This window comes from Pseudomonas sp. B424 (genome assembly GCF_055408345.1).
Genome location: NZ_JBUZTL010000031.1, coordinates 1 through 13,631, shown reverse-complemented (window position 1 = coordinate 13,631; position 13,631 = coordinate 1). Strand labels below are relative to the sequence as shown.

Genomic DNA, 13,631 nt, shown 5'->3' with positions numbered 1-13,631 from the left:
GTGATCCAGTTATGTGTAGTGTTTCTGTGGTTCATCGCCTGCTCCATTCAAGACCTTCTCCAACGCCAGATTTCCAACGTCCTGACCTTTGGTGCAGCGGCGCTGGCATTGCTGTATCTGCTGTGGACAGGCCATACCTGGCTCGGGGCAAGCGCGGCCGAAGGCGGCTGGGCGCTGCTGATCACGCTGGTCTTGACCCTCCCCGGCTATGCGCTGAACAAGCTTGGAGCCGGCGACGTAAAGCTGTTGATGGCCCTGGCGCTGGCAACCGACCGTCCGACAATTCTGGGCACCCTGATCGGCGCCGGTGTCTGTACCGGGATCTGGTGGCTGTTTGCGTCAAAAATCCTGCCTTCAGTGAATCAACGACTTAAGATCTATTCATTTGGAATGGAAGTCTCAACGTCAAAAAAGCTTCCCTTCGCACCCTTCCTATTAGGCGGATTTACCCTGACTATGTGGGCTCTGAGCTAATTGATATGAGGGATTAATACCTTGTACATAGTAGTAAAGTAGGTCTACGTTTTAATCAGTCCACTCAAGTGAATGGATCAAAGAAGTCCCTGATTGGTTTACCAGGATGGAGAACCGTGTGAATACGCCAACCCCCCTAATAAAAGTGCTCGTGGTCGATGACCAACCATTGATTGTCGAAGAACTGTGCGAGTTTCTGGAAAGCAGCGGTTACCGTTGCGTGCCTTGCAATACCACCCGTGAAGCGATCAGTGCTTTCATTGCCGACACGGACATCGGCCTGGTGCTGTGCGACCTGCACATGCCCGAGATGAATGGCATCGAGCTGACCCAGCACTTGCAAAAACTCGCGGGCAAGCACCGCGCCTTTGAAAGCATTTTGCTCACCGGCCGAGCCGACAAGCAGGATGTGATCAAGGCCCTGCGTATCGGCATCGCCGATTACTATCAAAAGCCGGTTGACCTCAATGAACTGCTCGAGGGCATTCAGCGTCAGGAAGGCATCCTGCGCGAGCGCCACAAGAGCGATCAGCTGGGCCACCTGAACCAGAAGTTGCAGTTCCTGGCAGAGTCCATTGACGATCTGTATCAAGACATGGAGTCAGCTCGACGCCCTCCCCAAACGGCGTCTCACAGCACGGACCCGCAAGGCTCGATCGAGGGTACCTGGCAACAGATCCCGGCCATTTTCAAACAGCTGTCACCGCGCCAGCTGGACGTTGCCAAGCTGGTGAGCAAAGGCCAGACCAACTACCAGATTGCCTGTGATCTGGGCATCACCGAAAACACGGTAAAGCTCTACGTGTCGCAAGTGCTGCGCCTTACCCACATGAACAACCGCACCCAACTGGCGCTTGCCTTGTCCCCCAACGGCCCGTCTCAACAACACCGGCAAAGTGTGCTGTAAACGACACCCTGCCCGTATTGACGCAACCTCTGTGGGAGACCACCTCCCGCAGAATGCGTAGTCAATTCTGCTTGGCCTTGCCGCCCTCATCCTGTTTGTAATACTCAGGAATTTCGTGTTTGTAGCTGTCCAGCCAGCGCTGCAGGCTTTGCTCGCGCTCGGCCGGCGTTGCCACCTGGCGCACCGGCGATTGAGCATTGCCGCTGATTTGCAGCTGCAACCAGTGTTCGGTTTCCTGTTGGTTTCTGGACGAAGGTCCTGGCTCGATGGCCATCGCGCCAAGTGGCACCAGGGCTAACAGCACCCCCACACGAATGTAAAAAGTCATGGCAAACCTCCAACTTATTATTTGACGACAGCCACCTGGTTACTGGCTGCCTTGGCTTGGGCCTTCAACGCTTGTGCCCGGGACTGTGCGTTACTCACTTGCTCGGAGGTCAGCCCGGTACGGCTCACCAGTTCTGAAGCCTGTTTCCACTGGTCCTGATAAATCAGCAGGGTCACCAGATTCTCTGCCGCCAGTGTGTCCTCCTGCTTGAGCTCCAGAGCCGTCAAGAACTCGAACCGCGCCTCATTGATCCTGCGCTGGTTGAGGTAAACCACGCCCAGGTCATTGCGAATCTTGTCGTTGGTCGATGCCATTTGTGCAGCGCGTTCCAGATGGGTTGCCGCCAGTGCGTTATCACCGCGCCCTGCCGCCAACTGGCCAAGGCCATGCTCGCCTTCAGCGGCCAGGCAACTGCCCAATAATCCGTTATACAAAGGCTCGGCCTCATTACGGCCCAGCTGGCGGTAGATCCGCGCCTTGCGCAGTTGCACCTGCGCCGAACGCTCCGGCAGGCTTTGCAGGTTGGCCAGGCTGGCGTGCAGCTTGCCCTCTTTGGCCATGTTGTCCGCCAGGCTCAGCGACAGTTCCTGATCGTTGCTCAACTTGGTGCAACTGGCGCCCATGCCCAGCCCGCCTCCTCCGGTCGCACAGCCGCCCAGCATCAGCAGCCCGCATACGACGATGACAGCTTTCATGTTCATACCCCTGATCAAGAGAGAAAGGCTCGTGAGATAGCGACAAAACTCGGCCCGGCCAGGACAATCATCAACGCTGGGAACAGGAACACCATCATCACTACCGACATTTTGGCGGACATTTTGGAGATGTATTCCTCCATGCGTGTCAGGCGCCGGTCATCCAGCAGCTCCTTGAGCGCCTGCAACGACTTCATCGCGCCGCCGCCCTGCTGAATCAATTGTTGAAGGATCACGCAGGTGTCATTGAACTCATCCACCTCCAGCAACCTCGCGGTTTTGCTCAGTTCCTGACTCAACTCCAGCCCCGAGTCCACCCGATTGAGCACCACCCGCAATTCGCCGGTGAGTATCGGCAGCAATTGCCTCCCCTCCTGGCTCAGCACTCGCAGCGCTTGCTCGACCGCCATGCCCGACTCGAAGAGGATGCGCAGCAAGGGGATAAAGGTCGACACCTCCACCGCCACTTCCTGCTGACGCTGTTTGGCCGCAAAAGCCAACAGCCGCTTGGGGATCAGATACCCCACGGCAAGGGACAACAGCAACACGACCAACAGGTTGCCCGACTTGGGGAAGAACAGTTCATGCCCCAGAAACACCAGCCCGGCGAACGCAAACGGTGTGCCGATCTGAAAGGCGGCAAACAACGAACGCTGGCTTGCGGTACGCCAGCCCACCCGGTTGAGCAGGGTCTGGGTCTCGCTGTCCATGGTGACCGAGCGCTGGCCAAACTTGCTGTTACCCATCGCCCGCATCCACAGGCTGAGCTTGCCCGGCCCGGTCTGGTCACCTTCCAGGCGCTGCATCACCCGCTGCTGACTCAGGCGTTCCTGAACCACGTTGTTGATCAGCAACCCCATGGCGCCAAGCAATAAAACTGCGCAAATCAAAAAGGCCATGTCATACGCTCCGTACCATGCGCCACAACGCCACGCTGCCAATTATTTGCATCGCAAGCGCCGTCAGGAGCATGTGCTGGCCTCCCCCGTCTTGCCACATTTTGATCATGTAGTTGGGGTTGGTGGCCATGAAGAACGCCACCACAAACACCGGCAACATGCCCAGCACCAAAGCCGTCATGCGGGTTTCCCCGGTCATGGCCCTCAACCTGCGAGCCCCTTGATCGCGTTCGCGGATCAGTACGATCAGGTTTTCCAGCAGTTCGCTGGCGTTGCCGCCGTAGCGATGGTTGACCTTCAACCCAAGGGCAAACATGCGAAATTCGTCACGCTCATACAGCTCGGCAAAGTCCTGCACTGCCTCGGGTAAACTCACCCCCATCTGCACACTGCGCGACACCCGGCCGATGCTGCTTTTGAGCGGATCACTGGAGGCTTCGATCGCGTTCAGCACCGCATCGGTCAAGGTTCGGCCCGCCTTCAGGCTACGCACACTGTGGTCGAGCAATAGCGGCAGTTGTTCAACCATGCGCCGCACGCGACGGTGGTAACGCCAACTGACAAACACCTTGAGCAGTACCGGCGGCAACACCACAAGTGCGAGGAAAAACCACCAGCCGCCGAGCAGACCTGCCAACACTATCGCCACTGCCCATAACGACAGCCACAGGCCCAGACGCTCAGAAGGTCGCCCCAGACCGGCCTGCAGAAATGCCCGGTCCAGCCACGCGACACCCTGGATTCTTTCCGCATGCTGCGGCTGGCTTTCGCCCAGGCGATCGAGTACCCGGCTGGTTGTCGGGTCACGCAGGGCGCGATACACCAGGTTCATGGATAACGAGAACATCAGAAAACTGATGGTGAACAGCAGTAGGGCCGGGATCATATGCAGTGCCTCAGCCGTGAGCATTCAAAATGGGGTCACGACGCAACTTGTCACCTGCCGGGTTCAAGGCTTCGCGCATAAAGCCAAAGCCCGTGCGCTTGTCCAGCCGGAACAGAGTGTTGGTCACATACACATCGTCACGCACCCCCACCACTTCCAGCACCTCGCTGACGCACCGCCGACCATCTGGCATTCGCGTGAGCTGGATGATCACGTCCAGTGCGGCGCAAATCATCTGGCGCAGGGTTTTTTCCGCCACCGTGCGGCCCGTCAGGCCCACCAGGGTTTCCAGTCGCAGCAAGGCATCCTGCGCGGTGTTGGCGTGCACGGTGCTCATCGAACCGTCGTGGCCGGTGTTCATTGCGGTCAGCACATCGAGTACTTCCACACCCCGAATCTCACCAAGGATGATGCGGTCCGGGCGCATCCGCAGGGCGTTACGGATCAGGTCGCTGGATTTGACCTCGCCATGCCCTTCGGCATTGGGCGGGCGGGTTTCAAGGCGCACCACGTGCGGGTGACCAAGTTGCAATTCGGCCACGTCTTCGATGGTGACCAGACGTTCGTGGGGGTTGATCAGCTGGCTCAAAATATTGAGCAGCGTGGTTTTACCGGTCCCGGTACCGCCGCTGATCAGGATATTGCAGCGCTTGCCCACCGACTCCTGAAAAAATTCGTAGATCCCCTGGTCGATGGTTTGCATCGCAACCAGATCGGTACCTTTGAGCATGTCCTTGCGAAACTTACGGATCGACAGGCACGGACCATCCAGCGCAATCGGCGGGATGATCGCGTTGACCCGGCTGCCATCGGGCAGGCGCGCATCCACCATCGGCGAGGACTCGTCCAGGCGCCGACCCAGCGGCGCCAATATGCGTTGCATCACCCGTTCAACGTGATGATCGTCGATAAAGCGCAGATCGCTTCGGCTCAACAAACCCTCGCGTTCCACAAATACCCGGTGCGGGCCGTTGACCAGAATTTCCGTCACGGCCGGGTCGCGCAGCAGCACTTCCAGCGGGCCGAACCCGGTCAGTTCGTCGACGATTTCTTCGGCCAGGCGCTCCATCTCATAGCGGGAAATCGCCAGGTGCAGGCGCGACACATACTCGGCAACCCGCTCGGTGACGAATTGCGACAGGATCACACGCGAATCTTCCAGCAGGTTTTTGCCGGTCTCTTCAATGGCGTCGATGATGTAGCGGTGCAATACCAGTTTCAGACCGTCATGGTCCGCCCGGCCGTCCTTGTACAGGCCTGAGCCAAACAGTTGTTCATTGCTCATTTAGCCCCCCACAGACGGTTCAACCACGCGGCAGGCCTGGAAACCGCCTGTTCGGCCACCTGCGAACGGCGGGTCAGTTGCTCACCCAGTTTTTTCAGCCCCAGGCTCAGGGCTTCTCGCGGGGCCAGATCAAACAGGCTCGCGGCCTGGTTCTTGGCGTTGATTCGCAACTCGGGGCTCAGTGGCAGCGTAGCCATCACCGGGAAACCAAAACTCTTGACCAGCGCATCGGCACTGGGGGCCACACCGCGCAAATAACGGTCGACCAACAACCCCGCATGATCGAGCTTCATGCCTTTGGCACGCCAAAGGCTGAGCACATCCAGGTTGCGCCGGCAGTCGAGCACGCTTTGGTCGGTGTACCACAGCAAGGTGTCGCAATGGCTGACGAAGGTACGCAGCGCATCGCTGTCGGGCTGGCCCGAGAGGTTCACCACGATGTGCTGAAAATGCAGACGCAAGGCGCTGAGCAGCATGTACAACTCGGCCGCACTGGTTGACTCCAGTGACTCATCGCTGTCGCTGTGGGCCAGGACCCGCAACCCGCCCTCGGCCCTGGCAAAGGCGCTGTCAATCAAGGTGCTGTCCAGGCGCCGCAGATGGCGCAAGGCATCACCAAAGAAAAACGTGCTCTCAAGGCCCATCAGGGCAAGACCATCACCCCGGGGCACCCCCAGATCCAGAAACAGGGTTCTCTGCTCAGTCTTTTGCACCACCAGCCCCAAGTGACTGGCCAGCAGTGCACCGTCGGCATTGCACTGGGCACTGAACAGCACGCTCAGGCCGCCCAGCTCGGCGTTCGGCGCCACCGGCGGCAGACGCTTGCTCAGGCGGCGCACCAGCCCCGCCACTTCGCTGGACCGCGAACCATAGGCAACAAAATCCCGGGCCCCGGCGCGCATGGCATTGAGTACCAACTGGTTATCCATGCCATCGCCCAGGGCGACAATGGCCAGCATCGGCTTGGCTTCCAGCGCACTTTCAATCAGTGCGCACTGAGCCACTACTTTTTCGCGGTCCAGGCCCACAAAAATCAACCCGGCGAACGTCACATCAACCAATGCCAGCAGTTCATCCAGGCTGCTGGTGCCCGCACCCACCACTTGGCCCAAGGGCGCCAATGCACCTTGCAGCCACTCAAGATCGGTGTTGTTGCGCGTCAGCGCGAGAAACGTCTGGCTAAGGCTTTGGCTCATTGAGATAACCCGCTGCGGCTATTGAAGTTGCCGTTTTCCAGGAAGTACAAGCGGTACCAGTTAGGGTCGTAAGTGCGCAGTTTTTCGCCCGGCAGGGACGGCAGTTGCGCATTGGCCGCCAACGGCTGAACCAGGTGCGGCGTCACGATCATCAGCAGTTCTTTCTCTTCGCTGCTGGTGTTGGAGTCACGAAAAAAGGCGCCAAGAATCGGGATTTCTCCCAGCCCCGGGAATTTGTTTACCTGGGCGCTGTTTTTCGAACTGATCAAGCCACTGATCACGAAGCTCTCGCCATCGGCCAGGGAAATGCTGGTGTCGGTACGACGAACATTAAGACCCGGCACCAGTGTCCCGGCGATATTCACCGCATTGGTGTAGTCCAGCTCGCTGACCTCAGGGGCAACCTTGAGCAGGATGCGATCACGCCCCACCACGGTGGGGGTCAGCGTGAGGCGGATACCGAACTCTTTGTACTCGATCGACACGTTATCGCTGCCACTGCTCGGCACCGGGATCGGCACTTCGCCACCGGCGAGGAACGTTGCACTTTGCCCACTGAGTGCCACCAGGCTGGGACGCGCCAGGGTGTAGGCAAAACCGCTGCCTTCCAGAGCGTTGATCATGGCCCGGACCCGACCACCGCCGAAGCCGATGTTGAAGAAGTTATTGTTGGCCGGCGGCCCGCCGGTGATGACATTGGCTGCCGAGGTAATCAACGAGCCCGGCGAACCGATCAGGAAGTTGCTGCCCATACCAAAGATCGAGGTACTGGCTTCCTGCAGCTTGGTGCGGCTGACTTCAACAAAGCGGATATCGGTTTGCACCTGGCTCGGCAAGGTAGGGTCCGCGGAAGGCGACAGGGCTGTACTGGTCAGGCCCGCCGAGGCTTTACCCTTGACGAAGACCATGCTCTGGCGGGGCGTCTTCGAGCAGGCAGTCCAGATCATCAGGCTGGTGGTGCCCGGCGCTACACCGGTGAGCAAAAAGGAGTTGCTGCCATTAACGTGTACGTCTGCAACCGTCGGGTCGCCTACTGCAATACGGGTCACGCTGACCGGCGATTCCAGTGCCTGCTGGGCTCCCTGAATCACTTCCACGACCGACGGCATCTGTTCGAGTGCCGCACAATTGCTGGACGCGGCCAGGGCCATTTCAAGGGGCAAGCTGCTTAAAATCAGCGTCCAGGCTGCACGTTTGTATAACGGTACGCAACGGTGGCTCATGGTGTGCTTCCTTTAAAATCAGGATTTTTATTGGGCAGGCTGTTGGGCCATCTGATTGCCACGAATAATTTCGGTACCACGCACACGAGGCGCACCGGGGTTACTGATAACTGGCGCTCTTACCGGACCGGCCATAGCCAGTTGGTTGAACTGATACAGACTGCGTTTGGCATTCTCAAGGTTGGACGGGGACTCCTGCTCACCCGCCCAGTATTTGCTCAAGCGCTGCTCCTGGGCGCTGCGCACGGCCAGACGCAAAGTCCCGGCCTGAGTGGCGAGCATCAATTGATTGAGCAGAGGTTCAGGCACTGCCAGCACTGCGGTGCGCGCACTGGCGCGACGCTGCTCCAGCTTGAGTGCCTCTTCGGCGTTTTTCGGCTGGCTGGCCAGCTTTCCGTCGCTGGTCAGGCCCAGTTCTTCACCCACGCTCAATACACGTACTGCAGGCAGTACCACCTGAGCCGACTGCTGGGGGTTGGCGGTGTCCTGACGCAAGAACAGCAAGATATCGACGTAGTCGCCCGGGGTTAACTGCCCGCCCGCACCGCTGACTTCGTCAATGCCTACGGCCAGTGCGCGCTCATCAGGGCGAATCATGCGAGCCAATGGCCCGCCTGCCTCGAAGCTTTGCTCACTGAGCCAGGTGCCCGCCGCCAGACTGCGCCACGGGGTACGGCCCACCGCCTGATCAATTGCAGTCAAGCTGCCAGCAGGTGCAGTGGTCAGTTTTTCCAGGATCAGATCATTGGCCGTCAAGGCCACATTCGGGGGTACATCGCGGGCCAGCACCACCACTGCCTTGCGGGTCGTGTCTTCAGCGGCTGCCACACCCTGCTCGACCACCTGGGTCACAGGGACTGCGGCAACCGGCTGCTGCCGACTCAACACCAGCCCCCAATAACCGGCAGCAATAGCACCGATAAATAAAATGGCGGCCAGTATCAAACTGCGTCGATTGTTCATAAATAACTCCATTTACCACTGCCTGCTGCAGACTAAATACCCATTTATAATCAGGTGGCTATGAACCAATGACGCGCTTGCAACCTTTCGCTATTTAAAAATAGCTCAGGTGAAGCAAAATGCCATTAGTCGGCTGAAAATTCTTCGTTTAATTCTCAATACTTTGATTGACCACACATTTTTTTAATGTCCATTTGGATTAATGCTTTGTGATTAGTCCATTGTTACAGTTGTCGGAACGTCAATTATTGCCAATGCTGTGGTGGCACATAGAAATCATGTAGCGCCATTGTTATGCAGTGCCCGTCCCGGTGCACCAAGGAGAAGTCAGATGATGTTGAATACTGTTCTGAAAGTGTACGTACCGACCAAAGTATTCCTGTCGCAACAGGTCAAACGTTTCGCACAACAAACAGAGGGCGCTTCAGGTATTGAGTACGCCATTATTGCGGCAATGGTGGCTGTGGTTATTGCTGGGCTTTCACCCGATGTACAAACCGCTGTAACAGGCGTATTCACCAAAATCAAAACCGGCCTGGGAACCGCAACAGCTTAATTAATTACGGAGCGCCATTAACATGCCCCTCTCCTCACCACGCCAACAGCTTCTCCTGGTCGATGATGAAGAGGACGCACTTCTGGAGTTGGCAGAACTGTTGGAGGGCGAGGACTTTTGTTGCTTTACGGCAACTTCAGTCAAACTTGCCCTTCAGCAGTTGACCCAACATCCGGATATTGCGCTGGTCATCACTGACCTGCGCATGCCGGAAGACAGCGGTATAGCGCTGATCAAGCGCCTGCGTGAACACACATCGCGCCAGCATTTACCGGTGATTGTCATCTCGGGTCACGCCGACATGGACGATGTCAGCGACCTTCTGCGCCTGCAGGTGCTGGACCTGTTCCGCAAACCCATCTACCACGTGCGCCTGCTCGACACCCTCGACAACCTCTTCCCGAAACCCGCCAAGCTGCACCTGGCCACGCCTTAGACCATCTGTTAAAACCCAATAAAAAATTGCCGCCGACTGCGTTCTTTTAGTCTTTAAAAAGATCGCAGCCTGCGGCAGTTTTTATGCATCCAGCCTTACAACTGATAACTGAAACTCAAGGTATAACGTGGCCGGCGATTAAAACTGTCCAATGCAATGTCCGACATGGGCTTGGCAACTTCCAGGGCAATGTTGTAGTAACGCTTGTCACCAAAACGCAACCCCACTGCCGCCGACGACATGTCCGAACCTTTTAAAGGCAGTTCGTTGTACCAGGTCTTGGCCCTGTCCAAAGCCGCATAAGGTTGCAATAACTTTACCCATTCACCGTCGCGATTAAAGCTGTAGTTCAACTCATACGCCACACCCCAGCCTTTATCCCCCGACGCTTGATCATCCGGGTAACCACGACCGAAGTTCTGCCCGCCGAATACTGCACGTTCACTGTCAGGCAAACTGTCATCCGTCCAGTACAAGGCGCCCGACATCACGCCCTGCCAGTTATCGAAATAACCGTCGCTCTGCACGCCCGACAAACGCAAACGGAAGAAATCCAGGTCGTAGTGACTGCTGGTCAGATTGGTCTCGGTCTTGGCGCCCAAGCCGTTTATCCCCTGGTACAGACCGGCACTGACAATGCGCAACTGCCTGGCATCGGACTTGCGCCAGTCACCTTCAAACGCCACCGCACGGGTGTTGGTTTTTTCGCTGATGGTCTGCCCGTAGCCGACCACCTCGTAGTCCGTCTTGTCGTTGACCCCGTACAGCCGGGCAGTGGCGCTGAGCCATTCACTGGGTGCTGCAATCAGCGGGTGGCTGACGCCAATCGAGAAGCGGTCATTTTCGCGATGGGGCTTGAGCTCAAAGCCATCGCTGGTGGCAATGTTGGTGCCGGGGTCGCTGCGATAACTGGCGCCATACAGGTTCAACTGCGTGCCTTCGGCGTTCAGGTACTGCGAGTAGTCAAGGCGGTAGTAGTGTTCCTTGTCATCGCCCGGCGGGAACAATCCGCTCAGGGTCAACTGTTCCGCCATGGCCGTTTGCGAGTTGCTGCTGATCCCGAACAAGGCCTGGGTACTGTCCCGACTGCCTTCGGTGAGGCTCATGCTGGTAGTGAACGGCTGGCGGCTGGCACTGATATGCAGCGTCGACGCGCCATCGGTGGTACCCGGCGGGGGCACTTGCGCCTGCAGGGTCACGCCGGGAATCCGGCTCATCAAGGTGCTGTAGCGGTCGAAGGTTTTACGGGTCAGGGGGCGCTCGCCCTTGAGCTTGTCCACCAACTCATCAATGAAGCCTTTGACCCGCCCCACATCGCCATCTACCTGGTAATCACGGATATAACCTTCGACCAGCACCACACGCACCAGACCCTGATCAAAGTTCTGCGGGGGCAAAAACGCGTACGACAATAAATAACCGTCATCCTGGTAGCGCTGGGTGATGCTGCGGGTGGCTTCAATCAATTGGGCCAGGGTGACTTCATGGCCCAGCAACGGCTTGTACGCGGCACCCAGTTCAGTGAGCGGGTACACCGTGCCACCTTCGATCTGCAACTTGCGGATGGTCAGCCGGGTACCCATCTGTAATGGCTGGGCCTCGGCGGCGGCAGGTTTTGGCAGCTCCAGCGCAGGTGCCGACGGGCGATAGGCATCCACCGGCAAATTGGGCGCGGGCAGGTTTTGCATGCTGTCGTTGCTATTGAGGAAACGGGGAAGAGGCTCGGCGCCCGCATACGGGACCAATGCCAATAGTAAAAAGGGGACGCAATTACGCATATGACTCTCCATGTTCAACTACAGCGGCATAACGAGGGGGGGCTTCACCTTTAAGGTCTGCGCGAAGCTGCCCGAGCATCAGTCCTACAACCTGCACATGAAAAAAGACGAGAGACTCATCTGAATCTCCCGTCCCAACCAAGAGTAGGCGCTGTAGGTACGGCCGTCGAACCGGCCAGGTGCAATATCGTCAGTTTTTCTTGCCCAAGTTGCCCAGCCCGCCAAGCACTCCCCCAAGAGCACCACCCAGACCACCCAAACCGCCTGTTGTACCCGTACCGCCCGCTGCTGCACCTGTGTTGCCGGTGCTGCCTGAATCTACTTTGACGCCCAGCAAACCACCAAGCCCGGCACCCAGACCTGCCCCCAGACCACCACCTGCGGCGCCACCGGTACCCGTGACGGCACCGGCACCCACGCCAGCGCCTGCACCAACACCGACACCTGCACCTACGCCTACACCGGCACCTACGCCAGCGCCTGCACCGACACCTACGCCAGCACCCGTGCCGCCACCGGCAACTGCGCCTGCACCAGCACCCAGGCCCAGCAACCCGCCAAGACCACCCAGGCCAGTGCCTGTGCCTGTGCCGGTACCTGCCGCCGGGTTCACGTAACCACCCGCCTTGTCAGCCACACCGCCCACACCGGCCAGCACGCCGCCGACCAGAGAGGTGACCGGGTTGTCGCCGCCGGTAGCGGTTACCTTGTTGCCCAGCCCGCCCACGACACCGCCGACTTTGTTCAGCAGGCCGTCCACCGGCGCGCCCAGACCGGTCGTGGTCCCCACTTTGCCCGTCACGTTTTCCACCAGGGAAATCACCGGCACCAGCACCTTGTCATTCACGCCCCCAGTCACCTTGCCCAACTGGCCACTGGTCACATTGGTGGTCAGCGTGTTGCCGAGCATGGTCACCGTGGTGCCCACTTTATTCACTAGCCCGCCTGTGGTGTCAGTCACCTTGCCCACCACACCACCGACCAGCGGGATCTGGCTGATCGGGGTGTTATCCAGCACGGTGCTCAGGCCGGTACCGACCGAAGACACACCTTTACCCAAGTCACTGACGGCATTGGTGGCACCGGCTACGGTGAGGCCAAGCGAGTCCTTGTCTGTACCCAGCGAGCCCAGGCCGTTGGTGAGGCCATCGGTGACGGAGGTCACCGCATTACCGGTGTTGACCACCAGCCCGCCGCCCAGGTTGCCCACCACAGGCACGGTGGTCAGGGTGCTGCCAAGCCCGCTGACCGTGGAGCCCACGCCGCCAACAGCCGTGCCGACTTGCCCGACGACCTGGCCTGTGACCAGAGGCGTGGTGCCTGCACCCGTGCCGCCACCACCTGTACCGCCACCACCAGTGCCACCACCGCCCGTACCGCCACCGCCCGTGCCACCGTCGCCACCGCCTGTACCGCCACCACCGGTACCACCGTCGCCACCCCCTGTACCGCCGCCAGTTCCGCCATCGCCGCCACCTGTGCCGCCATCGCCACCACCGGTACCGCCGCCGGTGCCGCTATCCGGCGTGCTCGCCGACACATGGCTCTTGGAACCGCCACCACCGCTGCTGCAGCCAGCCAGGCTGACGGTCATGACCAACAGTAATGCTGTACTTGTTTTCAACCACAATTGAGTGTTCATGATTAATTCCCTTGCACCTGTTACGCCTGAGTTCGAGAGTTCCCTGTTCTGCGTCAGGGATACATTCATCGGTTGCAGACATAACAACGCCACGGGCCTTATCAAACAATTCACAACTTGGTATTAACCCCTTATATAAAAGTGCCGTCATCTTGCTTATGGACTAATACTTTAGAACTGACGCATTCTAAAAAAACGTTACTTATCAATACTATTTGATATCCGACAAAACGCCGGCAATAACAACCCTACTTTAGGTATAAGCCTAGGCGGTTGCAGGAGCTGAGTGCAACACGGTTATTGAATTGAAGCCGGAGCATCATGCCGCATAGCCAAGGCTTCCTGCATCACCTCTCCCATGAC

At 58.4% G+C, this 13,631-nt stretch carries 14 protein-coding genes; 4 read left to right on the top strand and 10 right to left on the bottom strand.

The genetic code is table 11. The annotated features are described in order from the left end of the window. Both ACZRMS_RS23455 and ACZRMS_RS23450 read left to right on the top strand, forming a co-directional pair. Entirely contained in the window at positions 1–474 is a 474-nt protein-coding gene (locus ACZRMS_RS23455) for a prepilin peptidase (RefSeq protein WP_463997294.1), read from the top strand. Positions 475–592: 118 nt separating this feature from the next. Then, positions 593–1,381 (top strand): response regulator transcription factor, encoded by a 789-nt coding sequence (locus ACZRMS_RS23450; RefSeq protein ID WP_463997293.1) that lies wholly within the window; start codon positions 593–595, stop codon positions 1,379–1,381. A 61-nt stretch (positions 1,382–1,442) separates the two neighbouring features. Here ACZRMS_RS23450 and ACZRMS_RS23445 read toward each other — a convergent pair whose 3' ends face one another. From ACZRMS_RS23445 to cpaB, 8 genes are read right to left on the bottom strand one after another with little or no spacing between them, the layout of a single operon-like run. Continuing rightward, positions 1,443–1,709, bottom strand: coding sequence for a DUF3613 domain-containing protein (locus tag ACZRMS_RS23445; protein WP_463997292.1), 267 nt, complete (start codon positions 1,707–1,709; stop codon positions 1,443–1,445). Positions 1,710–1,726: 17 nt separating this feature from the next. Next, positions 1,727–2,404 (bottom strand): tetratricopeptide repeat protein, encoded by a 678-nt coding sequence (locus ACZRMS_RS23440; RefSeq protein WP_463997291.1) that lies wholly within the window; start codon positions 2,402–2,404, stop codon positions 1,727–1,729. A 14-nt stretch (positions 2,405–2,418) separates the two neighbouring features. Then, positions 2,419–3,303, bottom strand: coding sequence for a type II secretion system F family protein (locus ACZRMS_RS23435; protein WP_463997290.1), 885 nt, complete (start codon positions 3,301–3,303; stop codon positions 2,419–2,421). 1 nt (position 3,304) lies between these two features. Further along, positions 3,305–4,189 (bottom strand): type II secretion system F family protein, encoded by an 885-nt coding sequence (locus ACZRMS_RS23430; protein ID WP_463997289.1) that lies wholly within the window; start codon positions 4,187–4,189, stop codon positions 3,305–3,307. A 10-nt stretch (positions 4,190–4,199) separates the two neighbouring features. Next, positions 4,200–5,474 (bottom strand): CpaF family protein, encoded by a 1,275-nt coding sequence (locus tag ACZRMS_RS23425; protein WP_463997288.1) that lies wholly within the window; start codon positions 5,472–5,474, stop codon positions 4,200–4,202. Next, positions 5,471–6,670: a pilus assembly protein gene (locus ACZRMS_RS23420; protein WP_463997287.1), complete on the bottom strand. Its 1,200-nt coding sequence runs from the start codon at positions 6,668–6,670 to the stop codon at positions 5,471–5,473. The genes ACZRMS_RS23425 and ACZRMS_RS23420 overlap by 4 nt, the downstream gene beginning before the upstream one ends. Continuing rightward, entirely contained in the window at positions 6,667–7,893 is a 1,227-nt protein-coding gene (locus ACZRMS_RS23415) for a type II and III secretion system protein family protein (RefSeq protein WP_463997286.1), read from the bottom strand. Before ACZRMS_RS23415 ends, ACZRMS_RS23420 begins: the two co-directional genes overlap by 4 nt. A gap of 27 nt (positions 7,894–7,920) precedes the next feature. Then, a complete protein-coding gene (gene cpaB, locus ACZRMS_RS23410) occupies positions 7,921–8,856 on the bottom strand; it encodes a Flp pilus assembly protein CpaB (protein WP_463997285.1) in 936 nt (311 codons plus the stop codon). 331 nt (positions 8,857–9,187) lie between these two features. Between cpaB and ACZRMS_RS23405 the strand changes: the two genes are divergently transcribed. Both ACZRMS_RS23405 and ACZRMS_RS23400 read left to right on the top strand, forming a co-directional pair. After that, positions 9,188–9,412 (top strand): Flp family type IVb pilin, encoded by a 225-nt coding sequence (locus ACZRMS_RS23405; RefSeq protein WP_463997284.1) that lies wholly within the window; start codon positions 9,188–9,190, stop codon positions 9,410–9,412. A 22-nt stretch (positions 9,413–9,434) separates the two neighbouring features. Beyond that, positions 9,435–9,848, top strand: a complete 414-nt coding sequence (locus ACZRMS_RS23400; RefSeq protein ID WP_463997283.1) for a response regulator — start codon at positions 9,435–9,437, stop codon at positions 9,846–9,848. Positions 9,849–9,943: 95 nt separating this feature from the next. Here the strand turns inward: ACZRMS_RS23400 and ACZRMS_RS23395 are convergent, their stop codons facing one another. Next, a complete protein-coding gene (locus ACZRMS_RS23395) occupies positions 9,944–11,626 on the bottom strand; it encodes a ShlB/FhaC/HecB family hemolysin secretion/activation protein (protein WP_463997282.1) in 1,683 nt (560 codons plus the stop codon). Between the two features lie 190 nt (positions 11,627–11,816). After that, the gene (locus ACZRMS_RS23390; protein WP_463997281.1) at positions 11,817–13,268 is read right to left on the bottom strand and encodes a collagen-like triple helix repeat-containing protein; all 1,452 of its coding nucleotides are present in this window, start codon (positions 13,266–13,268) and stop codon (positions 11,817–11,819) included. Between the last annotated feature and the right edge of the window lie 363 nt (positions 13,269–13,631).